The organism is Arthrobacter bambusae, assembly GCF_030812595.1.
GTDB classification, from domain to species: Bacteria; Actinomycetota; Actinomycetes; order Actinomycetales; family Micrococcaceae; genus Arthrobacter; species Arthrobacter bambusae_B.
On sequence record NZ_JAUSSZ010000003.1, the window covers coordinates 276,118 to 296,409 of the forward strand.

Sequence of the window (20,292 nt, forward strand, 5' to 3'; positions counted from 1 at the left end):
ACGTTTTCCCTATTTCCTCAGGCCGCTGTGCGGCGACCGTCTTCATCAGACCACACAGCCAGGAACTGGTCCGGGTTGTTCAGTACAACAATCGTGGGCGTCTGGCCTTCGGGCCAATGACGATGTCCGGCGGGGACGTGGTCCACACCGCCGGCGTTCCAGGGGTGGCAACGCGCAAGGCGCCGCACCGCGAGCCAACTTCCCTTGACGGCACCATGTACCGTCACCGCTTCGAGGGCATAAGCCGAGCAGGATGGAAAGAACCGGCACACCTGGCCGTACAAGGGAGAGATGATACTGCGGTACGTCTTCAGCAAGATGATGAGGACATTGCGCGGCAGCTCCCACAGAAATGTTCCGAGGATCCTCGGAGCGACTCTAAAGAAGCGGACGACGGCGGAGCTCAGCTCATGCACGCGGTGTCCCTTCCGTTGTGGTGCCCTGGGTGGGCGAAACAACCCGCGGAGAGGATCCGCCGAGCCGTTTCGTGGTTGCCGCCAAGGCGGCGTTGTAATCCGTCAGCAGCTGGTCCCAGCTCGCCGTCGCAGCCGCGGGCAACGCCCTGACGACAACAGCAAGACCTGTGCCATGCCTTTTCAAAGACAAAGCACCTGCTTCTCTCAGTCTCCTCTTAACGAGGTTCCTGGTCACAGCGTTCCCGACTGCCTTGGAAACGATGAAGCCGATGCGGCTCGGTTCTCCGGCACCGATAGGTGCCGTATATAACACTAAGTTCCGGCGTCCATTGCGGACGCCGGAACGTACAGTTGTTGAAAAGTCGGTAGAAGTCCGCAGACGGTTACGGGTGGCTAGCACCTATTGACTCGCTTGGAAGGCTGACCGACGAGTCAGTTATTTAGGCCGACAGTTCGACGCGGCCCTTGCCACGACGGGCGGCCAGAATGGCGCGGCCGGCACGGGTGCGCATACGAAGGCGGAAGCCGTGCTTCTTGGCCCGACGGCGGTTATTCGGCTGAAAAGTCCGCTTGCTCACGTTAGTTACTCCAGTGGATCAAAGGTGCGCCCACCCGATCAAAAGGGGAAGAACTGGCCGACGCTAAGTTTATTGAGTATCCGCTGCCGCCCACCGCCGGTTTACCGGAAGTGCAGGTGGCCAAAAAGCGGACACATAGGACTTCACAACGTTAGGGCAAAAAGACCCGCAAGGTCAAACCGGGATCCGCCGTGCCCGCCACCCCCAACTGTGGGAAAGTACACCCGTCAGCCTGTGGATGAAGTGGCTCACAGGCCCCGTTTCAGAACCACAACGGTGTAATTATCCACAAGCTTGTTCCCAGCTATCTTCTGGAGTTTCCATCCCCTAGAGTGTCTCAGTAGCCGATTATCCACGGACTGTGCATAACCCTGTGGATTCGGTTTGGAATCCACTCATGGTTTGGACCTTCGGCTGCCGCAATCCAGGCAAGCAAGCACTCGAGGGATCCAATTGATGACGGTAGACGAAGCCAACCACGCCAACACGGTCGGGAGTTCATGGCGGCGGGTGCTGAGCCTGCTGGAACAAGACGATCGGGTCACGCCCCGGCAGCGCGGTTTCGTTATCCTTGCGCAGGCGCAAGGCCTGATCGGTTCCACCCTCTTGGTGGCCGTACCCAACGAACTGACCCGCGAGGTACTGCAGACGCAAGTCAAGGACGCTCTCGATGACGCCCTCCGCAGCGTCTTTTCCGACGACATCCGGTGCGCGATCGACGTTGACACGGATCTGGTGCCCATCCACGAAGAGCCTGCCCCCGCCGTCGAGCTCTCTTCCGTGAACGACCTGGCCGTGGAACAGAAGCCACAGCCCACTCCGCCCAGCACATCGCACGAATTCGGCAGGCTCAACCCGAAGTACGTCTTTGACACCTTCGTGATCGGTTCGTCCAACCGCTTCGCCCACGCTGCCGCCGTCGCGGTCGCGGAAGCACCGGCCAAGGCATACAACCCCCTGTTCATCTACGGTGACTCCGGGCTCGGCAAAACGCACCTCCTCCACGCGATCGGCCACTATGCCCGCAGGCTCTACAGCGGCATCAGGGTTCGCTACGTGAATTCCGAAGAGTTCACGAACGACTTCATCAACTCCATCCGCGACGACGAGGGCGCCAGCTTCAAGACCACGTACCGCAACGTCGACGTGCTCCTGATTGACGACATCCAATTCCTGGCCGGCAAGGACCGGACGCTCGAGGAGTTCTTCCACACCTTCAACGCCCTGCACAACAACAACAAGCAGGTGGTCATCACCTCCGACCTTCCGCCCAAGCAGCTGGCCGGGTTCGAGGACCGTATGAAGTCCCGTTTCGAATGGGGCCTTCTGACCGACATCCAGCCGCCGGAACTCGAAACCCGCATTGCGATCCTCCGCAAGAAGGCCCAGAACGAGGGATTGTCCGCTCCCGACGACGCTCTGGAGTACATCGCCTCAAAGATCTCCAGCAACATCCGCGAACTCGAAGGCGCGCTGATCCGCGTCACAGCATTCGCCAGCCTCAACCGCCAGCCCGTCGATGTGGCCCTTGCCGAAATGGTCCTGAAGGACCTCATCACCGACGACGGCGCCCAGGAGATCACGGCGGACCAGATCCTGAAGCAGACGGCGGAGTACTTCAAGCTCAGCATGGAAGAGCTGTGCAGCAAATCCCGTACGCGCACCTTGGTGACCGCGCGGCAGATCGCCATGTACCTGTGCCGTGAACTCACGGACATGTCGCTGCCCAAGATCGGCCAGGAGCTTGGCGGCCGTGACCACACCACGGTGATCCATGCGGACCGCAAGATTCGCGAACTGATGGCCGAGCGCCGTGTGATCTACAACCAGGTGACCGAGCTGACGAACCGCATCAAACAGCAGCAGCGCGATTCCTGACCCACTCCCTCGGCGCCACTACATACCTTAATTAACAGGCACATGTGGATAAGCCTGTGGATACTTAAGGGGACAAGCGCGGTTAATGGGCTTAAAACCCTTAAGCCGTCTGTGGATCGTTAAAAACGGGGCTGGGGGTTATCCACGTCCACACCCTGTTTAAAACCCCTGCCACCCACATACCGTGAACAGGGCTTAACCGCGGAACCGCGGGTCCAGGGGCGGTTATCCACAGTTTCCACAGGGGTTATTAACACTACTAATCCCAAAAAATTGAAATCCCTCAAATAACAATCTCCTTCCGCCGACCCCGCGGCGCAGCCGGTGGCTGCCTCGAACCACCGGCCCGCAGGCCGGGGATGGGTTAATGCCCACAGTTCCGGCTAAGCTGTCTGCATCGCGTCCATCCTTGGCGCTGCTTTGTAGTTCGCTCACTGCGGACCACGCAGCTTTCGGGTTCCGGGCGCCGGATTTCGGGGCTCCTGGGGAGTTTCCGGTGGAACACTGGCAGCAGCAATGAAAGGCGGCACCCTTCCGTGAAGTTCAGAGTCGAGCGGGATGTCCTGGCAGAAGCCGTCACATGGACAGCCCGGTCCTTGTCTCCGCGGCCGCCCGTCCCGGTACTTTCAGGTCTCCTGCTCAAGGCAGAAGCCGGTACCGTGAGCCTTTCGAGCTTTGACTACGAGACTTCCGCCCGTCTCGAGATTCCAGCTGACATCACCACCGAGGGAACCATCCTGGTTTCGGGACGACTCCTGGCCGATATCTGCCGCAGCCTCCCCTCGGCACCTGTCGACATCGAAACCGATGGCAGCAAAGTCACCCTCACCTGCCGTCGAAGCAGCTTCCATCTCGCAACGATGCCGGAATCCGAGTACCCGCCGCTTCCAGCCCTGCCCGCCATCAGCGGAACCTTGCCCGGGGACGCCTTTTCCCAGGCCGTTTCGCAGGTCATCATCGCGGCAAGCAGGGATGACACCCTCCCGATCCTTACCGGTGTCCGAATGGAGATCGAGGATGACATGATCACTCTCCTCGCGACGGACCGCTACCGGCTCGCCATGCGGGAGGTACCGTGGAAGCCCGTTACGCCGGGAATTTCCACGAGTGCCCTGGTGAAATCCAAGACCCTCAATGAGGTGGCCAAGACGCTCGGCGGCAGCGGAGACATCCATCTCGCCCTCGCTGATGACGATAGCCGCCTGATCGGCTTCGAAAGCGGCGGCCGGACCACCACTTCCCTGCTCGTCGACGGCGATTACCCCAAGATCCGCTCGTTGTTCCCGGATTCGACGCCGATCCACGCAACGGTTCAGACGCAGGAACTGGTTGAAGCAGTCCGCCGTGTGTCCCTGGTCGCCGAACGAAACACGCCGGTTCGCCTGGCGTTCACGCAGGGCCAATTGAACCTCGACGCCGGCACAGGCGAAGATGCACAGGCATCCGAGGAACTTGAAGCCCAGCTCAGCGGCGAAGACATCACGGTGGCCTTCAACCCGCACTACCTCGTGGAAGGCCTGAGCGTGATCGAAACCAAGTTCGTGCGCTTCTCCTTCACCACGGCACCCAAGCCGGCCATGATCACCGCCCAGGTTGATGCCGACGGCGATGACAAGGGCGACTACCGCTACCTCGTAATGCCCGTCCGCCTCCCCAACTAGGGAACCCCCCGGCGGCGTAGGCCCAATGACCGTCACCCTCGCAAATGCGAGCCAGTCGGCTCACCATCAAAACAACCAACGCAGAAAAGAGTTCACACCGTGCACATCGGACTAATCGGCCTTGGAAAAATGGGTTTCAACATGCGCGAACGCCTGCGGAAAGGCGGAATCGAGGTCACAGGCTTTGACCGTAACCAGGACATTGCCGACGTCGCATCCATTGACGAACTGATTGCCGCCCTTCCGACGCCGCGCCTCGTGTGGGTCATGGTTCCCTCCGGCGAGATCACTGATGCCGTGATCAGCGAACTGGGCGAGAAGCTCTCTGCCGGAGACATGGTGATCGACGGCGGCAACTCACGCTTCACCGAAGACCAGAAACATGCCGCTTTCCTGGACTCCAAGGACATCCGATTTGCCGATTGCGGTGTGTCGGGCGGTGTCTGGGGCCTGCAGAATGGCTACGGGCTCATGGCAGGCGGCGCGGACGAAGACATCGAACTTGCCATGCCGGTATTCGACGCCCTCCGTCCCGAGGGTGACCGTGCCGACAGCTTCGTCCACGTGGGCGGCGTGGGAGCAGGCCACTACGCCAAGATGGTTCACAACGGCATCGAATACGGTCTGATGCAGGCCTATGCCGAAGGCTACGAACTGCTCGCGGCCAAGGACATCATCAAGGACCTTCCCGGCACCTTCCGTGCCTGGCAAAAGGGCACGGTTGTCCGCTCCTGGCTCCTGGACCTCATGGTCAAAGCCTTGGACGAGGACCCGGGCCTGGCCTCCATCGGGGACTACGTCGAAGACTCCGGCGAAGGCCGCTGGACCGTCGAAGAAGCCATTGCCAACGCGATCCCCGCGCCGGCAATCACCGCTGCGCTCTTCGCCCGCTTCTCCTCCCGCGAAGACACCTCACCGGCCATGAAAATGGTGTCTGCATTGCGCAACCAGTTCGGCGGACACGCCACCCGTCCGGCCAAATAGGCCCCGGCCGACCAGCAGTACGCGTGTACCTCGAACATCTTTCGCTGACCGATTTCCGCAGCTACGCGCAGGTTGACCTCAAGCTCGGCCCCGGTGCCACGGTCCTGGTCGGATCCAACGGCATTGGCAAGACGAACCTCATGGAAGCCATTGGATACCTGGCCACCCTGAGCTCACACCGCGTCAGTACGGATGGGCCCCTCCTGCGCTTCGGCACGGACCGGGCCCTGATCCGGGCGAAGCTCGTCCGTGGGGAACAATCGACCGTGGTCGAGCTTGAAATCAATGCCGGCCGTGCCAACCGCGGCCGGATCAACCGCGGAAATCCTGTACGCGCCCGCGACATCCTGGGCATTTGCCAGACGGTGCTCTTCGCACCTGAGGACCTTGCCTTGGTCAAGGGCGATCCGTCCAATCGCCGTCGTTTCCTTGACGAACTGCTGGTCAGCCTCATGCCGGTGCACGCGGCGACCCGGAGCGACTACGACCGCGTGCTCAAACAACGCAACGCCTTGTTGAAATCGGCCCGCACCGGGAAATTCACCTCGGGCCACGAGGCAACCCTTGATGTTTGGGACCAGCACATGGCACGGGCAGGCGCGGAGCTCCTGCATGCGCGGCTGGAACTCGTCGAACGGCTGCGTCCGCACCTCAAGAGGGCTTACGGGCAACTCACGGATGGATCCAAGGAAGCAGGTGTGCTCTACCGCTCCACCATCCAGGGCGGCCTGGACGACGACGGCGGTCCCGCCGAGGGTCCCGCTGAAAGTTCAGAGGGGGTTGAGGACCTCCGCTCGCTGTCCGTGGAAAAGCTCACTGAGCGCTACATCCAGGCCTTCGCTGCCTCGCGCCGCAAGGAGTTGGAACGCGGTATTTCCCTGGTAGGACCCCACCGCGACGAACTGGAACTGGTTCTCGGCCAGGCTCCGGCCAAGGGCTATGCCTCCCATGGTGAAACATGGTCCATGTGCCTGTCCCTGCGCCTGGCCTCGTACTACGTCATGCTCGATGACACCCGTACCGGCGGTTCCGCCCCGATCCTCATTCTCGACGACGTGTTCGCTGAACTTGACGTGCAGCGCAGGCGTAAACTGGCTGCAATAGTGGCCGGCGCCGAGCAGGTTTTGGTGACGGCCGCCGTCGACGCCGACATTCCCGAGGAACTGGCGGGGCGACGGGTGAAGGTTGTGCCCGGAGGCATAGATGGAGAAGGATAGCCCCGGTGGACGGCAGCCGGGCAGGGACCCTGACGAGATTGACGCTGCCCAATCAGCCCTGAACCGGATGCGTGAAGCGGCTGCCGCGCGGGGCGAAATCCGCCGCGCTGCTCCGCGGAGCGGCACCGCTCCCCAACGCAAGGGCGTCCGCGACACCCGCGGATTCAGCCAATTCCACGGCACCGGCAGGGATCCGCTTGGCTTGGGGAAAGTCGTCGGAAGGCTCGTGGCCGAACGGGGTTGGACCTCTCCAGTGGCAGTCGGTTCCGTGATGGCCGAGTGGGACGCCTTGGTGGGGCCGGAGATTTCAGCGCACTGCACTCCCGAGAGCTTCGCCGACACCACACTCCATGTCCGATGCGATTCCACCGCGTGGGCAACCCAGCTCAGGCTCCTGAGCACGAGCCTTTTGGACATGTTCCGAAGGGAACTCGGAGACGGAGTGGTGACCTCCATTCAGGTGCTCGCGCCCACTGCACCGAGCTGGCGCAAGGGCGGCCGGAGCGTCAATGGGAGGGGACCCCGGGATACCTACGGGTAACTTCCTCAACACCCTCGTCAGCCTGTTTGCTTGAGCGGCGCACAGGGGCGAGAAACCTCCCCGGACCGTATAGCTCCCTAGAGGGTGCCGTTTTGGCAGCTTGCAGATGGGGCCAGCGGCCTCCCAGAGCTACTTTCCCGAGCATAAGGGCCGGGTTTTGCAAGGAACTGCGCTTAGTCACGATAGAATCGGGATAGACAACTGGGCGCCGGTGAACGTGAATTGGCTCCGCTGGACAGTACTTGTAAAGCGGATCCGCCAATCACGACGTAGCCGGCGTTAGCAGTGACGTCCCTGTTGGCGGCTGCCGTATCCCTGTGGTGTGTCCTGACGGACGTGCTTCCGTGGTGCGGTGACGGCTGGCGACCATCGAACACGGAGGAGTCGAAAGCGCCTGTGGCTAACGACAATGCAGAGACCTTGGCAGAAGATCCCGCGAAGGAGAACGCCCATAAGCCTGACACACCCTCGGGGTCCAAGGAGTATGGTGCAAGCGACATCACGGTGCTTGAGGGCCTCGAAGCGGTGCGCAAGCGCCCGGGTATGTACATTGGGTCCACAGGCCCGCGCGGCCTCCACCACTTGGTATACGAAGTGGTGGACAACTCGGTGGACGAGGCGCTTGCGGGGTACTGCAGCCACATTGAGGTGACTCTCCAGGCCGACGGCGGCGTCAAGGTCGTTGACGACGGCCGCGGCATCCCGGTGGATCTGCACCCCACGGAAAAGAAGCCGACCGTGGAAGTTGTCATGACCATCCTGCACGCAGGCGGCAAGTTCGGCGGCGGCGGCTATGCGGTGTCAGGTGGCCTCCACGGCGTCGGCATTTCCGTCGTCAATGCGCTTTCGCGCAGGGTAGATACCGAGGTGCGCCGCCAAGGCTACGTTTGGCGGATGAGTTTCGCCGACGGCGGCAAGCCGCAGGGCGGGCTTGTCAGGGGCGAAGCCACGGACCAGACCGGAACGTCCCAGACGTTCTACCCGGATGGCACCATCTTCGAGACCACCGATTTCGATTTCGAGACCCTCCGCGCACGCTTCCAGCAGATGGCCTTCCTCAACAAAGGACTGCGCATCACCCTCACGGACGAGCGTCCTGTCGCAGGGGCCAGCGACGATGACCTGGATCTCGACGCCGTTGCTACCGAAGGCGAAGTGGCGGCTGAACACCGCACGGTCGTTTACCAATACAACGACGGTCTGCTCGACTACGTGAAGCACCTGAACTCGAACAAGAAGGTGGAAGTCGTCCACGAGGACGTCATCGCCTTCGAAACCGAAGACACGGAGCGGCACATCGCCGCCGAGGTCGCGATGCAGTGGACCACGGCCTATTCCGAGAGCGTCCACACCTACGCCAACACGATCAACACCCATGAGGGCGGCACCCACGAAGAAGGCTTCCGTGCCGCGATGACGTCGCTCATCAACCGCTACGCGCGCGAGAAGAGCATCATCAAGGAAAAAGATGACAACCTCACCGGTGACGACATCCGGGAGGGCCTCACCGCTGTCATATCGGTGAAGCTGTCCGAGCCCCAGTTCGAGGGCCAGACCAAGACCAAACTGGGCAACTCGGAGGTCAAAGGCTTCGTTCAGCGCGTGGTCACGGACCAGCTTGGCGACTGGTTGGAGCGCAATCCGGGCCCGGCCCGCGATGTCATCCGCAAGGCTGTCCAGGCTGCCCAAGCCCGGATGGCTGCCCGTAAGGCCCGCGACAATGCTCGTCGCAAAAGCCCCCTGGAATCTTTCGGCATGCCGGGCAAGCTGTCGGACTGCTCCTCGAAGGATCCGGCCCGCTGCGAGGTCTACCTCGTGGAGGGTGACTCCGCCGGCGGTTCGGCCAAGCGTGGCCGTAACCCCGAGACCCAGGCCATCCTGCCGCTGCGCGGCAAGATCCTCAACGTAGAGCGCGCACGCCTGGACAAGGCCCTCGGCAACAATGAAGTCCAGTCCATGATCACGGCGTTCGGCACTGGCATCGGCGAGGACTTTGATATCTCCAAGCTGCGATACCACAAGATCGTCCTGATGGCCGATGCCGACGTGGACGGCCAGCACATCACCACGCTGCTGATGACGCTGCTGTTCCGCTACATGCGTCCGCTGATCGAGAACGGCTATGTGTACCTGGCCCAGCCGCCGCTGTACCGCATCAAGTGGTCGAACGCCCCGCACGACTACGTCTACAGCGACCGCGAACGTGACGCCAAGCTGGCCGCGGGCCAGGCCGCCGGCCGCAGGATCCCGAAGGACAACGGCATCCAGCGGTACAAGGGCCTTGGCGAAATGGACTACACCGAGCTCTGGGACACCACCATGGACCCGGAGCACCGTACGCTCCTGCAAGTCACCATGGACGATGCCTTGGCGGCGGACCAGACCTTCTCCGTACTGATGGGTGAGGACGTGGAATCGCGGCGGAACTTCATTCAGCAGAACGCCAAGGACGTCAGGTTCCTGGATATCTAGAGACGCAAGCCCTAGGAATATTCCAGAACTGACATATACCTGAAACGGAAATCATAGACTATGAGTGAAGAAACACCAGAGGTTCCTGCCGAGTCGGCCGGTATTCCGGAACCCGTACTTGAGGGCGATTTGCTGACCGACCGCGTGGACCAGGTGGACCTGCAGACGGAAATGCAGCGGTCCTACTTGGACTATGCCATGGCCGTCATCGTTGGCCGTGCGCTTCCGGACGTCCGCGACGGGCTGAAGCCTGTCCACCGCCGGGTGCTCTACGCGATGTTCGACGGCGGGTACCGCCCGGACCGCTCCTTCAACAAATGCGCCCGTGTGGTGGGCGAGGTCATGGGCCAGTACCACCCGCATGGTGACACCGCGATCTACGACGCCCTGGTCCGCCTCATCCAGGACTGGACGATGCGCTACCCGCTGGCGCTGGGCCAGGGTAACTTCGGTTCCCCGGGCAATGACGGCGCTGCGGCCCCGCGATACACCGAAACCAAGATGGCCCAGCTGGCCATGGAAATGGTCAGGGACATCGACGAGGAAACCGTCGACTTCCAGGACAACTACGACGGCAAGAACCAGGAACCCACCATCCTGCCGGCGCGTTTCCCCAACCTGTTGGTCAACGGCTCCTCCGGCATCGCCGTCGGCATGGCCACCAATATCCCGCCGCACAACCTCCGCGAAGTCGCCGATGGCGTGCAGTGGTACCTGGCCAACCCGACGGCCAGCCGTGAGGAGCTGCTCGAGGCATTGCTCGTGCGCATCAAAGGTCCCGATTTCCCGACCGGCGCGACCATCCTCGGCCACAAGGGCATCGAGGACGCCTATCGGACGGGCCGCGGCTCCATCACCATGCGCGCCGTGGTGAACGTCGAGGAACTCCAGGGCCGCACATGCCTGGTGGTCACCGAACTGCCGTACCAGGCCAACCCGGACAACCTTGCCATCAAGATCGCCGAGCTGGTCAAGGACGGCAAGATCCAGGGCATCGCGGACCTCCGCGACGAGACGTCCGGCCGTACCGGACAGCGGCTCGTGATCGTGCTCAAGCGCGACGCCGTGGCCAAGGTGGTGCTCAACAACCTCTACAAGCACACCCAGCTGCAGGACAATTTCGGTGCCAACATGCTGGCGATCGTCGACGGCGTGCCCCGCACGCTGAGCTTGGACGCCTTCGTCCGCCACTGGGTGGCCCACCAGATGAGCGTCATTGTCCGGCGGACCCGCTACCGCCTGCGCAAGGCCGAAGAAGAGGCGCACATCCTGCGCGCGCTTCTCAAGGCGCTTGACATGCTGGACGAGGTCATCGCACTCATCCGAGCCTCCAACACCACCGAGGCCGCCCGTGATGGCTTGATGGGGTTGCTGGACATCGATGAGCTCCAGGCCCGCGCCATCCTCGACATGCAGCTCCGCCGGCTCGCCGCGTTGGAAAGGCAGAAGATCCAGGACAGGCACTCGGAGCTGGAAGCCATGATCACGGAGTTCAACGCGATCCTGTCATCCGAGCAGCGCCAGCGCGACATCATCAGCGAGGAACTTGCCGAGATCGTGGCCAAGCATGGCGATGATCGCCGGACCCACATCCTCATGGGCTTCGACGGCGACATGTCGATGGAAGACCTCATCCCCGAGGAAGAAGTGGTGGTCACCATCACCCGCGGCGGATACGTCAAGCGCACCCGCAGCGACAATTACCGTTCGCAGCAGCGTGGCGGCAAGGGCGTCAAGGGTGCCCAGCTCCGCGGCGACGATGTCGTGGAGCACTTCTTCGTCACAACCACGCACCACTGGTTGCTGTTCTTCACCAACCTGGGCCGCGTGTACCGGGCCAAGGCGTACGAGCTTGCCGAGGCCGGCCGTGACGCCAAGGGACAGCACGTGGCAAACCTGTTGGCCTTCCAGCCGGACGAACACATCGCTCAAGTCCTTGACTTGCGCGACTACGAGCAGGCCCCGTACCTGGTGCTCGCTACCAAGAACGGCCTTGTGAAGAAGACGCGCCTGGAGGACTACGACACCAACCGCACCGCCGGCGTGATCGCCATCAACCTGCGGGATGAGGATGAGCTTGTCTCGGCGCAGCTTGTGTCCGAAACAGACGATCTCCTCCTGGTTTCCCGCAAAGGCCAGTCGATCCGCTTCACGGCCACCGACGAGGCACTGCGGCCCATGGGGCGCGCCACCTCGGGTGTGACCGGCATGAAGTTCCGCGAAGACGACGAACTTCTTGCGGCGGATGTCGTAAAGGATGGCTCGTTCGTCTTTGTGGTGACCGAAGGCGGATACGCCAAGCGCACCGCCGTCGAAGAATACCGGCTCCAGGGCCGTGGCGGCCTGGGCATCAAGGTAGCCAAGCTTCAAGAGGAACGAGGCGACCTTGTCGGCGCCCTGATCGTCAACGAAGAAGACGAAGTCCTCGTGGTCATGGAGGGTGGCAAGATTGTCCGCTCCGCCGTGGCCGGTGTTCCCGCCAAGGGCCGAGACACCATGGGCGTCATCTTCGCGAAGCCTGACAAGAACGACCGCATCATCGAGGTGGCCCGCAACAGCGAACGCGGCCTTGATGCCGAGGAGTCCGACGACGAACAGGGCGAGGGCACGGACGACGCCTCAACCGTCACCAGCGTCGAAAATCCCCTCGAAGGAACGTCCCGGGCAGACGATGACGTAACGTTGGCTGCAAACAGCGGCGCCGATCAGGTGACCGCGACGGCCGAATCGGGATCGGCCGCAGGATCCGGTAATGGGTCCGGCGTCGAGCTGAACGAAGACAATACCGGAGGTAACGAGTGAGCAATTCGGACTCATATCCCAAGCCGAGTACGGGTGTCCCTGGAGGATTGCGGCAGCCGTCGGCTACTCCGCGGGTAGACGCACCGGCCCGCCCCCAGCAGCGCCCTGCGGCGTCCGCTTCGGGTGCGGCAGGAACCGGCGCGGAAAAGGTCCCCGGCCAGCGCCCGGCGGTTCCTGGCCAGCGCCCGGCGGTCCCGGGCCAGCGTCCCGCAGGAACAGCACAGCGCCCGGCAGGGCAGCGTCCCGCGGTGCCAGGCCAGAGGCCCGTGCAAGGACAACAGCGACCGGCCACGGGCGCTCCCGGGCTCGTGAAGCCGGCACCCAAGGCGAAGGTCCGCCGCGCACGCCTGCTCGTCAGCAAGGTTGATCCCTGGTCTGTCCTGAAGATGGCGTTCCTGCTGTCGGTTGCCTTGGGCATCGTGACAGTGATTGCCGCCGTCGTTCTTTGGACCGTTCTGGACCTCACCGGCATTTTCAACCAGGTGGACAGCCTTCTGGGCACCCTCGCAGGCTCGGAAAGCGGTGGCTTCGAACTCAAGAAAGTTGCATCGCTTGGGCAGGTGGCCTCGTTCGCCACCATCATCGCCGTCGTCAATGTTGTCCTGCTGACGGCTCTGTCCATGCTGAGTGCCGTGCTTTATAACATTGCGGCAACACTTGTGGGCGGCATTGGTGTGACCCTCACCGACGACTAGCCCAAACGCTCGGTAATTGAGGAAACTGCTGGAAAACAGTGGTGGAAATACCTCGATTTGAGATCGGGCCGGGATGTGCTGTAAAGTCATGTCTCGGCCCGAAGAGGTATCGGGGCGTATAGCTCAGGCGGTTAGAGCGCTTCGCTGATAACGAAGAGGTCCCAGGTTCAAGTCCTGGTACGCCCACGGAACCTGCACAGGTTTTGCTAAAGGTTCGGGAAGCCGAACCGGAACGGGGTGCATGTGAAGAAGTTGCTGGTAGTTGCAGCTGCGATCGCAGGCGTCCTGCTCTATAAAAAGGTGCAGGAATCCGAAGCCCGGAAAACAGTCTGGAGCAAGGCAACCGACAAGGTTGACTAGCTAGGACGCTCGGTCTGGAGGTGGTAAAAACCATCGACGGAACTGGGGTAGTATGGATGGGTTGCTTCTTATGGGGGCATGGCGCAATTGGTAGCGCACCTGCTTTGCAAGCAGGGGGTTCGGGGTTCGAGTCCCCGTGCCTCCACCATAGGAAATAATGAAAGAGCCAGGCGGCTAGACCGCTTGGCTCTTTTGTTTTCGACGCGGAAAATTCTCTGCGCGGCGCTGGTGGACCACCGACGCGCGAATTCCGGTGTCGACAGGGAATTCTCGCGTCGGTAGCTAATTTCCGCGTCCTTGCTCCCACACGGAGGTCAGTGCCCGCAGGGGATCCACCAAGGCCTCGACAGCCCAAGCAGGGGCTTCGGCGAGTAGGGCATCCTCGAAGGCGAGCTGGGCGGGAATCACCTCATCCACGAGCGCTGCGCCGGTGTCTGTGAGGATGAGAAGGGACGAGCGTCCGTCGGCCGGGTTGGCCGTCCGGCTCAGCAGTCTTAGAGCCTGGAGGGCGTTCAGCCGCATGGTGATCGCGCAGCGCGGAAAGCACGTCCAGCTCGCCGCGGGTGAGCCCGTAGTCGGCGAGGAAGGCATCGCTGGCTTCGAGGATGAGGCGGGAAGCGCGCAGCACGCGATGGATCACCCCGAGGCTGGTGAAGTTCAGGTCCGGGCGCAGCCGGGCCTCGGTGCCCGCAGCCGCCCTCGCCGCGGCCGGCGCGGCCGTCTTCGCGCTGCTGCTCGCCCTCCCGGATCGCACCGCCCGCGGCGGCGACGGCGGCGACGGCGGTGACCACGTGAGGTATCGGCTGTCGTGGCGCGACCTGCGCCCGTCCGAGCCGGTGGGCCGCCACGCCGCCCGCTATCTGCTCGGTATCGCCGCCACAGGCCTCGTCGTCGCGACCAGCGGTATCGGCCATCCCTACTGGACCTTCTGCTAGGCAATCTCATGCTGCCAGCCTCGATCGGCACCCTCCTGACTCAGCGCGCCCTCGAGACCGTCATTGGGCTCACCATCGCCCTAGCCGCCACTGTCATCACCCACGAAAGGCGCACTCCTAGAGGCGAACCTGCCCTCAGCCACCCCACTAAGGTTGGAATGTGAACTTCATTGTTGCAGCTTTGGGTGTGCTCGGCGTCGCCTCATCCGGGCCCCTCATCGCCGGAACCCTTGGAGCCACCTCAGTCACGGCACTTGCTATCGCTTTCTGGCGCAACGCAATCGGCGCCGTCGTCATGGCCTCGCCGGTCTTGGTCCGGGAGCCCCGCCAGTTTCGTAAGATCACCCGCCACGAGTTCACCTGGTCGGCGATAGCGGCAGTGGCGCTTGCCTTCCACTTCGCTTGCTTCATCACCGCGCTGCAGCTTACGTCAGTAGCGGCCGCCACCGCCTTGGTATGCCTGCAGTCAGCGTGGATCGCCGTTTTCCAGCTCCTGCGCGGCACAAGGCACCGTTGGCCGGTCTTGGTGGGCCTGGGTATCGCGCTGGGCGGCGTCGCCGCCATCACGGGCTTTGACATGGGTACCGCCCCGAAAGCCCTCCTCGGTGACATCCTGGCCCTCGCCGGTGGCGCCCTGGCAGGTCTGTATACCTTGGCCGGCGGCAAAGCCCGCCAGAGCATGAGCACCGGAACGTACACGACGCTGTGCTACGGCATCTGCGCGGCCATCATCGCCGTCCTGGCCCTTACCGGCGGCCAGCCGCTTGTAGGATTCGACGCCGGTGGCTGGCTCGGGATTGTGGCCATCACAGTATGCGCACAACTGGTGGGCCACACCGCCTTCAACCATCTCCTGGCCACCGTGAGCCCGCTGCTGGTGTCCATGATCATCCTGCTGGAGATTCCGGGCGCAGCCCTTCTTGCTGCTGTCTTCCTGCACGAGACCCTGCCTGCCGGTACCTACGCGGGACTTGCCCTGATCCTGGTTGGACTCGCCGTCGTCGTGGGCGGTCAGCGGCGCGGCAAGGACGACGCCGACGGCAAGATCGCCGAGCTCGGTACCGACTGAGCTGCGCTACAGTCCGCCGCGGCGGACGCCTTGGCTTGCATTGGCCGTATGGATGGCCCGGAGCAGCTTGGCCGGGAAGTAGACCGAGAAGAACACCACCATGGGTGCCTTCAGGGCCATCTTCTTGACGTTGTGGGCCTTGTAGGTGCGGTCGAAGCGGGTCACGTAGTACCGGTAGTCCCGCGGAGAGTCCTCGAGCCTGCGGGCAGACATCCCCGAGACCATCTGCGGCCAGTACTGGACCCGGAGATCGTGCTCCGCGAGGTGCAGGGAAAGATCGATGTCCTCATGCATCTCATCCTTCTCATCCAGGCAGGTCTCGCCGCGGATTGTTTCCCAGGCGGATCGGCGAAGCGCCATGTTGGATCCAAAAAGGAAGTGGTATTGGTGCTTCGCAAGGCGGAGCATGAGCTGGCGCATCTTGTCGTCGGCTTTGAGCCCGAACCTGCGCATGGGCATGTCGTAGTACACCACGGGACCTGTGGCCGCCTGCACCGAGGGATCGGCGAACGCCTTTTGGACCTGCTCCACCCAGTCAGGTTCCACAACGGAGTCGGCATCGATCCGGCCGAGGATATCCGACGTTGCGCAATCAAGGCCGAAGTTGCGGGTGGGGATGAGTCCCTGAGCCTTGTCCTGGCTTAGCAGGATGATGGGACTCTCCGGGTATTCCTGCTGCATCTGGTGCACCATCTGCGCAGTGCGGTCCGTGGACATGTTGTTCACGACGATGATCTCGTCGGCAGGTACGGACTGGTAGACGGCCGCGACCAGGCATTGCCGTATGACGCTTTCCTCGTTGTACGCCGGAATGATGATCGAAACGCTCGGCTTCACGGGCGCGACGGCTGCGTTGGTTGCTGCATCTAGGAAAGATCTATCGGCTGGCATCCCCACAAATCTAACATCAGGCCGGTGTCACTTGAGGAAGTCCCGGGTGACAAGTGGCCAAACAATTGAAGGGATCCCGGCGAACCGGAATCCCTTCAATGCGGAGCGAATATGGCTATTGCCTAGGCTTCGTGCTTGCCTGCTTCGTCCGTGGCTTTCTGGTCCTCGGCCACCTCGTCCTTGGCTTCTGCATCCTTATGCAGGCTGGCGGCGATGTTCTTCACCGCGGTCTGGGCGTCAGTCGCCACCTTCCCTGCCGTGTCCGTGGCGTCCTCGACGGCGTGCTTTGCCTTCTCGGCTGCGGCTTCGGCTTTGTCAGCTACCTTAAGCTTCACGTCGTCAACCTTGTCAGCTACCTTGGTGGCTGCCTCGTTCGCCTTGTGTGCGGCTTTTTCGGCAGCTTCTGCGGCCGGCACCGGTGAGGGCGTTACCGGGGACGGAGTCTTCCAGGGGTCCTCCACCGGGCGGCTGGCCCGCCACGCGGCGACGCCGGCCGCGGCAGCCGCTGCTATGACCGTGAAGATCAGGAAGCCCCGCTTTTTGGGCTTCCGGGTCGTGGCCAGTTCTTTCGAGACCGTCTTGGATGCTTCCTCGGCCGCGGCTTTCAGTTGGGCCGCTGTGGCTTGTGCCTGCTCCTGCAGGTTATGCACCACTCCCGAGTCCACCAGCTTCTGCGCCACGGCATCTACCTGCGCAGGGGCGTTTTCGAGGGCCTGATGGACAACCACGGAGGCTTGCCCGAGCTGCTCCGAGAGCTTGGGCAGGTAATCCTCTACAACCCTGTCCCGGGCGTGGCTAAGGGCCGGGGTGGCTTTGTTAAGGGCTTCCTGGATCTTGGGGGAGGCTTCCTCGACGACGTCGTGGATCTTCGGCGCGAGGTTCGCCAAGCCTTCCTGGAGCTTCGGTGTGACGGTCGCAACGCCATCAGCGAGGTTGTACGCGGCTGACTTCAGGCCCTCCTGAAGCTTCGGCGAAGCGGTGTCGATCCCGTGCTGGATGCGGGGAACCGCCCAGTTCACGGCTGCCTCGACGCGGGGTGTGGCCCAGTCCTTGGCATTTTCGACACCATTCGTAACGGTGTGTTCAAGTTCGCGGGCAATCCGGTCCGATTTCTTCACAACTACCTCCCGATCGACATGCTCGTTTGTTGCTAGCCTACGTCGCTTGTTCCGCACCGGCTATTCATCCGGAGGATTCATGGAAGATTTCACCGAGCGCGGAACCGTCTTCCTGGCTGCCTCGGCGTTGACCCTGCATGGAAGAATGGCCATATGACCAACGCAACCGCACAAGCAACTTTCCACACGAGCCTCGGTGACATCGTGGTTAACCTCTTCGGCAACCACGCGCCCAAGACGGTCGCCAACTTCGTTGGCCTGGCCACGGGCGAAAAGGCCTGGACGCACCCGGAGACCGGCGAAGACAAGACCGGTACCCCGCTGTACAACGGCACCATTTTCCACCGCATCATCAAAGACTTCATGATCCAGGGCGGCGATCCCCTCGGCCGCGGCATCGGCGGACCGGGCTACAAGTTCGACGACGAGATCCACCCGGAACTGAACTTCAACGCCCCTTACAAGCTGGCTATGGCCAACGCCGGCATTCAGATGGGAAAGGGCACCAACGGTTCCCAGTTCTTCATCACCACGGTTAACACCGACTGGCTTTTCGGCAAGCACTCCATCTTCGGTGAGGTTGCCGACGAAGAGTCCAAGAAGGTTGTAGACGCCATTGAGGCTGTCCGCACCGGCATGGGAGACCGCCCTGTTGAAGACGTCGTCATCAACAGCATTGACATCGTCCAGCTCTGACCACCGGAGTCTGAGCAGCATATGAGTTACGGAATCCCGGCGGCAGAGCCGTCAGCAGACATCCCGGTGTGCCCCAGGCACCCGGACAGGCCTTCCTACGTGCGGTGCCAGCGTTGCGGGCGCCCCGCGTGCCCCGAATGCCAGCGGGCGGCCGCCGTCGGGTTCCAATGCGTTGACTGCGTCAACGAAATGAGGCGTTCGACGCCGGCAGCGCGTTCCGCGTATGGCGGCGCCATTGCGAGCGGACGTCCTTTGGCGACATACATACTTATCGGGCTGTGCGCCCTGGTGTATGTGCTGCAATGGCTGATTCCCGGCGGTGTCGTGGAGAGTCAGCTTGCTTTTGCGTCCGCCTATGCTTTCCCCGAGTACGGGGCCTTCGAGCCCTGGCGAATGCTGACGAGTGCGTTTGTCCACTCACAGGGCTTCGTTCTGCACATCGTACTCAACATGTACATGCTCTGGATCTTTGGCCAGGTGCTGGAGCCCGTTCTTGGACGCATCCGCTTCCTCGCCGTTTACTTGTTGTCCGCCGTTGGCGGCTCTGTCGGTTTCCTCCTGCTGACCCCTGTCTTCCCTGTAACCGCAGTTGAAGGTGCGTCAGGTGCGATCTTCGGTCTCTTCGGCGCCTTGCTGGTGATTCAAAGCCGGCGCCGCGGAGACACCCGTCAGTTGTGGATCCTTATTCTCATCAACGGTGTGATTGGCTTTGTTGTCCCGGGAATTGCCTGGCAGGCCCACTTGGGCGGCCTCATCACGGGCGGCCTGTGTGCCGCCGTGATCGCATTTGCTCCGCGTGGACCGCGCCAGGCGCTGTTGCAGGCGGCCGGCATGGCCCTGGTGGCCGGAGTCCTGGTCCTGGCTGCCGTCCTTCGGGCCACTGCGGGCTGACAGCCCCTACGCTTCATCACCGCAGGAGCTCCTCCAAGCGGTCCATCGATTCCTTGATGCCCGCGTCCATGCCGCTGGCCAATGCCATGTCCCGGGCCTCCACCGAGGGAAACACGGAATGCTGCACTACGCGTGTGCGGCCCCCGAGGTCTTCGAACCTGGTGGTATCCAACGTGACCTGTCCCGGGGCTCCGTCGAATTCGAAGGTCTGGATGATCCGCAATGGCTCCTGGACTTCGTGGAAGACCCCTCGGAAGCCGAACTCGTTGCCTTGGCCGTCCAAATGTGTGTAGCGGTAGCTGCCGCCTGTCCGGGCGTCATAGGACTCCAGACGCATTTCCAGGCGCCGCGGGCCCAACCATTTGACGACGAGTTCGGGATCCGTGAAAGCCTGGAACACCCGCGCCGGCGTTGCATCGAAGTCCCGGCTCGTGTCGATGAACGGCGTGCCCGCCGTAACGTCAATGGTGGTTGTGTTGGTGTTCATTGTTCTTCTCCTTTTCCTGATTGTTCTCTTGGGCTGTGCCGCCCCTTTCGACCGGATCTGCCGTGTTTCCGTCGGCATACGGGGACTTGCCGGCCAATAGTTCGTCCAGGCGGGCGAAACGTTCCTCGGCTTGAAGACGGTAGTTCTCGATCCACTCGGCCAAGGGCCCTAGCGCTGTCGTGTTCAAGTGGCATGGGCGGCGCTGTGCTTCCCTGCTCCTCGTGATGAGCCCTGCGCCTTCGAGCACTTGGAGATGCTTGGAGATGGCTTGAAGGGTCATAGTGAACGGCTGGGCGATCTCATTGACGGTGGCATCACCCAGGGCCAACCGCGCGAGGATCTTCCGGCGCACAGGATCAGCGAGGGCCATGAATGCCCGGTTGAGCTGGTCCTCCGGATCCAGTACCGCTGCGCCAATCGTGTCCGGCATGCGTCTCCCCCTGCTAGTCCATGCTCAAGCAAAGCTCTCCACAGTACTCAAGCAATTGGTTTATCAACTAGTTCTTTGAATAACTTCAGCCTAAAACTGTGCATTGAGCCCGTCAAGATCCCCTGAATACGTTTTCCACAAGGGTTATCCACAGTGTGCGTAACTTACAAG

General features: G+C 62.3%; 21 protein-coding genes, 2 tRNA genes and 1 pseudogene. 16 read left to right on the forward strand and 8 right to left on the reverse strand.

Going from position 1 to position 20,292, the window contains the following annotated elements; genetic code table 11:
* Nucleotides 1–17 precede the first annotated feature (17 nt).
* From yidD to rpmH, 3 genes are read right to left on the reverse strand one after another with little or no spacing between them, the layout of a single operon-like run.
* Nucleotides 18–416, reverse strand: a complete 399-nt coding sequence (gene yidD / locus J2S96_RS06620; RefSeq protein ID WP_370873015.1) for a membrane protein insertion efficiency factor YidD — start codon at nt 414–416, stop codon at nt 18–20.
* Nucleotides 409–816: a ribonuclease P protein component gene (rnpA, locus tag J2S96_RS06625; protein ID WP_084784496.1), complete on the reverse strand. Its 408-nt coding sequence runs from the start codon at nt 814–816 to the stop codon at nt 409–411. Before rnpA ends, yidD begins: the two co-directional genes overlap by 8 nt.
* A gap of 40 nt (nt 817–856) precedes the next feature.
* A complete protein-coding gene (gene rpmH / locus J2S96_RS06630; protein ID WP_011776797.1) occupies nt 857–994 on the reverse strand; it encodes a 50S ribosomal protein L34 in 138 nt (45 codons plus the stop codon).
* Nucleotides 995–1,450: 456 nt separating this feature from the next.
* Here rpmH and dnaA point away from each other — a divergent pair, with 456 nt between their 5' ends.
* From dnaA to J2S96_RS06685, 11 genes and pseudogenes are all read left to right on the forward strand, one after another.
* Nucleotides 1,451–2,872 carry a chromosomal replication initiator protein DnaA gene (gene dnaA / locus J2S96_RS06635; RefSeq protein ID WP_306861115.1) on the forward strand — a complete coding sequence of 474 codons (1,422 nt, stop codon included), beginning with the start codon at nt 1,451–1,453 and terminating at the stop codon, nt 2,870–2,872.
* A gap of 536 nt (nt 2,873–3,408) precedes the next feature.
* Nucleotides 3,409–4,533 carry a DNA polymerase III subunit beta gene (gene dnaN / locus J2S96_RS06640; protein ID WP_306861117.1) on the forward strand — a complete coding sequence of 375 codons (1,125 nt, stop codon included), beginning with the start codon at nt 3,409–3,411 and terminating at the stop codon, nt 4,531–4,533.
* Nucleotides 4,534–4,608: 75 nt separating this feature from the next.
* A pseudogene (gnd, locus tag J2S96_RS06645) lies at nt 4,609–5,517 on the forward strand (phosphogluconate dehydrogenase (NAD(+)-dependent, decarboxylating)); the annotation flags it as partial.
* A 23-nt stretch (nt 5,518–5,540) separates the two neighbouring features.
* Nucleotides 5,541–6,734: a DNA replication/repair protein RecF gene (gene recF / locus J2S96_RS06650; RefSeq protein WP_306861118.1), complete on the forward strand. Its 1,194-nt coding sequence runs from the start codon at nt 5,541–5,543 to the stop codon at nt 6,732–6,734.
* Nucleotides 6,721–7,275, forward strand: a complete 555-nt coding sequence (locus J2S96_RS06655; RefSeq protein ID WP_306861120.1) for a DUF721 domain-containing protein — start codon at nt 6,721–6,723, stop codon at nt 7,273–7,275. The genes recF and J2S96_RS06655 overlap by 14 nt, the downstream gene beginning before the upstream one ends.
* A 396-nt stretch (nt 7,276–7,671) precedes the next feature.
* Nucleotides 7,672–9,747 (forward strand): DNA topoisomerase (ATP-hydrolyzing) subunit B, encoded by a 2,076-nt coding sequence (gyrB, locus tag J2S96_RS06660; RefSeq protein WP_306861123.1) that lies wholly within the window; start codon nt 7,672–7,674, stop codon nt 9,745–9,747.
* A gap of 60 nt (nt 9,748–9,807) precedes the next feature.
* Nucleotides 9,808–12,549 carry a DNA gyrase subunit A gene (gyrA, locus tag J2S96_RS06665; protein WP_306861125.1) on the forward strand — a complete coding sequence of 914 codons (2,742 nt, stop codon included), beginning with the start codon at nt 9,808–9,810 and terminating at the stop codon, nt 12,547–12,549.
* Complete coding sequence (locus J2S96_RS06670; RefSeq protein WP_306861126.1) at nt 12,546–13,244, forward strand: DUF3566 domain-containing protein; 699 nt, start codon at nt 12,546–12,548, stop codon at nt 13,242–13,244. Before gyrA ends, J2S96_RS06670 begins: the two co-directional genes overlap by 4 nt.
* Before the next feature lie 112 nt (nt 13,245–13,356).
* A tRNA-Ile gene (locus J2S96_RS06675) sits at nt 13,357–13,430 on the forward strand.
* A gap of 57 nt (nt 13,431–13,487) precedes the next feature.
* Nucleotides 13,488–13,604, forward strand: coding sequence for a DLW-39 family protein (locus J2S96_RS06680; protein ID WP_306861128.1), 117 nt, complete (start codon nt 13,488–13,490; stop codon nt 13,602–13,604).
* Nucleotides 13,605–13,676: 72 nt separating this feature from the next.
* Nucleotides 13,677–13,752 (forward strand) — tRNA-Ala (locus J2S96_RS06685).
* Nucleotides 13,753–13,886: 134 nt separating this feature from the next.
* Here J2S96_RS06685 and J2S96_RS06690 read toward each other — a convergent pair.
* A complete protein-coding gene (locus J2S96_RS06690; protein ID WP_306861130.1) occupies nt 13,887–14,195 on the reverse strand; it encodes a MarR family winged helix-turn-helix transcriptional regulator in 309 nt (102 codons plus the stop codon).
* Nucleotides 14,196–14,254: 59 nt separating this feature from the next.
* Here J2S96_RS06690 and J2S96_RS06695 point away from each other — a divergent pair, with 59 nt between their 5' ends.
* From J2S96_RS06695 to J2S96_RS06705, 3 genes are read left to right on the forward strand one after another with little or no spacing between them, the layout of a single operon-like run.
* Complete coding sequence (locus J2S96_RS06695; RefSeq protein ID WP_306861132.1) at nt 14,255–14,539, forward strand: hypothetical protein; 285 nt, start codon at nt 14,255–14,257, stop codon at nt 14,537–14,539.
* Nucleotides 14,540–14,547: 8 nt separating this feature from the next.
* Entirely contained in the window at nt 14,548–14,703 is a 156-nt protein-coding gene (locus tag J2S96_RS06700; protein ID WP_306861134.1) for a hypothetical protein, read from the forward strand.
* Nucleotides 14,700–15,608: a DMT family transporter gene (locus J2S96_RS06705; RefSeq protein ID WP_306861136.1), complete on the forward strand. Its 909-nt coding sequence runs from the start codon at nt 14,700–14,702 to the stop codon at nt 15,606–15,608. The genes J2S96_RS06700 and J2S96_RS06705 overlap by 4 nt, the downstream gene beginning before the upstream one ends.
* Before the next feature lie 6 nt (nt 15,609–15,614).
* Here the strand turns inward: J2S96_RS06705 and J2S96_RS06710 are convergent, their stop codons facing one another.
* A complete protein-coding gene (locus J2S96_RS06710; RefSeq protein ID WP_306861138.1) occupies nt 15,615–16,499 on the reverse strand; it encodes a glycosyltransferase in 885 nt (294 codons plus the stop codon).
* A 122-nt stretch (nt 16,500–16,621) separates the two neighbouring features.
* Nucleotides 16,622–17,617: a hypothetical protein gene (locus J2S96_RS06715; protein WP_306861140.1), complete on the reverse strand. Its 996-nt coding sequence runs from the start codon at nt 17,615–17,617 to the stop codon at nt 16,622–16,624.
* 153 nt (nt 17,618–17,770) lie between these two features.
* Here J2S96_RS06715 and J2S96_RS06720 point away from each other — a divergent pair, with 153 nt between their 5' ends.
* Together J2S96_RS06720 and J2S96_RS06725 are read left to right on the forward strand one after the other, a co-directional pair.
* Nucleotides 17,771–18,313, forward strand: coding sequence for a peptidylprolyl isomerase (locus tag J2S96_RS06720; protein WP_306861142.1), 543 nt, complete (start codon nt 17,771–17,773; stop codon nt 18,311–18,313).
* A 21-nt stretch (nt 18,314–18,334) separates the two neighbouring features.
* Nucleotides 18,335–19,204, forward strand: a complete 870-nt coding sequence (locus J2S96_RS06725; RefSeq protein ID WP_306861144.1) for a rhomboid family intramembrane serine protease — start codon at nt 18,335–18,337, stop codon at nt 19,202–19,204.
* A gap of 16 nt (nt 19,205–19,220) precedes the next feature.
* On the opposite strand, the gene J2S96_RS06730 is transcribed toward J2S96_RS06725, so the two are convergent.
* Together J2S96_RS06730 and J2S96_RS06735 are read right to left on the reverse strand one after the other, a co-directional pair.
* On the reverse strand, nt 19,221–19,691 hold the full coding sequence (locus J2S96_RS06730) for an SRPBCC family protein (RefSeq protein WP_306861145.1): 471 nt from the start codon (nt 19,689–19,691) through the stop codon (nt 19,221–19,223).
* Nucleotides 19,666–20,121, reverse strand: coding sequence for an ArsR/SmtB family transcription factor (locus J2S96_RS06735; RefSeq protein WP_306861147.1), 456 nt, complete (start codon nt 20,119–20,121; stop codon nt 19,666–19,668). The genes J2S96_RS06730 and J2S96_RS06735 overlap by 26 nt, the downstream gene beginning before the upstream one ends.
* Between the last annotated feature and the right edge of the window lie 171 nt (nt 20,122–20,292).

Coding starts and splice junctions, on each gene's coding strand:
- J2S96_RS06735 (WP_306861147.1), bottom strand. CDS start 20,121: ATGCCGGACACGATTGGCGCAGCGGTACTGGATCCGGAGGACCAGCTC.
- J2S96_RS06725 (WP_306861144.1), top strand. CDS start 18,335: ATGAGTTACGGAATCCCGGCGGCAGAGCCGTCAGCAGACATCCCGGTG.
- gyrA (WP_306861125.1), top strand. CDS start 9,808: ATGAGTGAAGAAACACCAGAGGTTCCTGCCGAGTCGGCCGGTATTCCG.
- dnaA (WP_306861115.1), top strand. CDS start 1,451: ATGACGGTAGACGAAGCCAACCACGCCAACACGGTCGGGAGTTCATGG.
- J2S96_RS06730 (WP_306861145.1), bottom strand. CDS start 19,691: ATGAACACCAACACAACCACCATTGACGTTACGGCGGGCACGCCGTTC.
- J2S96_RS06700 (WP_306861134.1), top strand. CDS start 14,548: ATGCTGCCAGCCTCGATCGGCACCCTCCTGACTCAGCGCGCCCTCGAG.
- J2S96_RS06655 (WP_306861120.1), top strand. CDS start 6,721: ATGGAGAAGGATAGCCCCGGTGGACGGCAGCCGGGCAGGGACCCTGAC.
- J2S96_RS06690 (WP_306861130.1), bottom strand. CDS start 14,195: ATGCCTTCCTCGCCGACTACGGGCTCACCCGCGGCGAGCTGGACGTGC.
- J2S96_RS06710 (WP_306861138.1), bottom strand. CDS start 16,499: ATGCCAGCCGATAGATCTTTCCTAGATGCAGCAACCAACGCAGCCGTC.
- J2S96_RS06720 (WP_306861142.1), top strand. CDS start 17,771: ATGACCAACGCAACCGCACAAGCAACTTTCCACACGAGCCTCGGTGAC.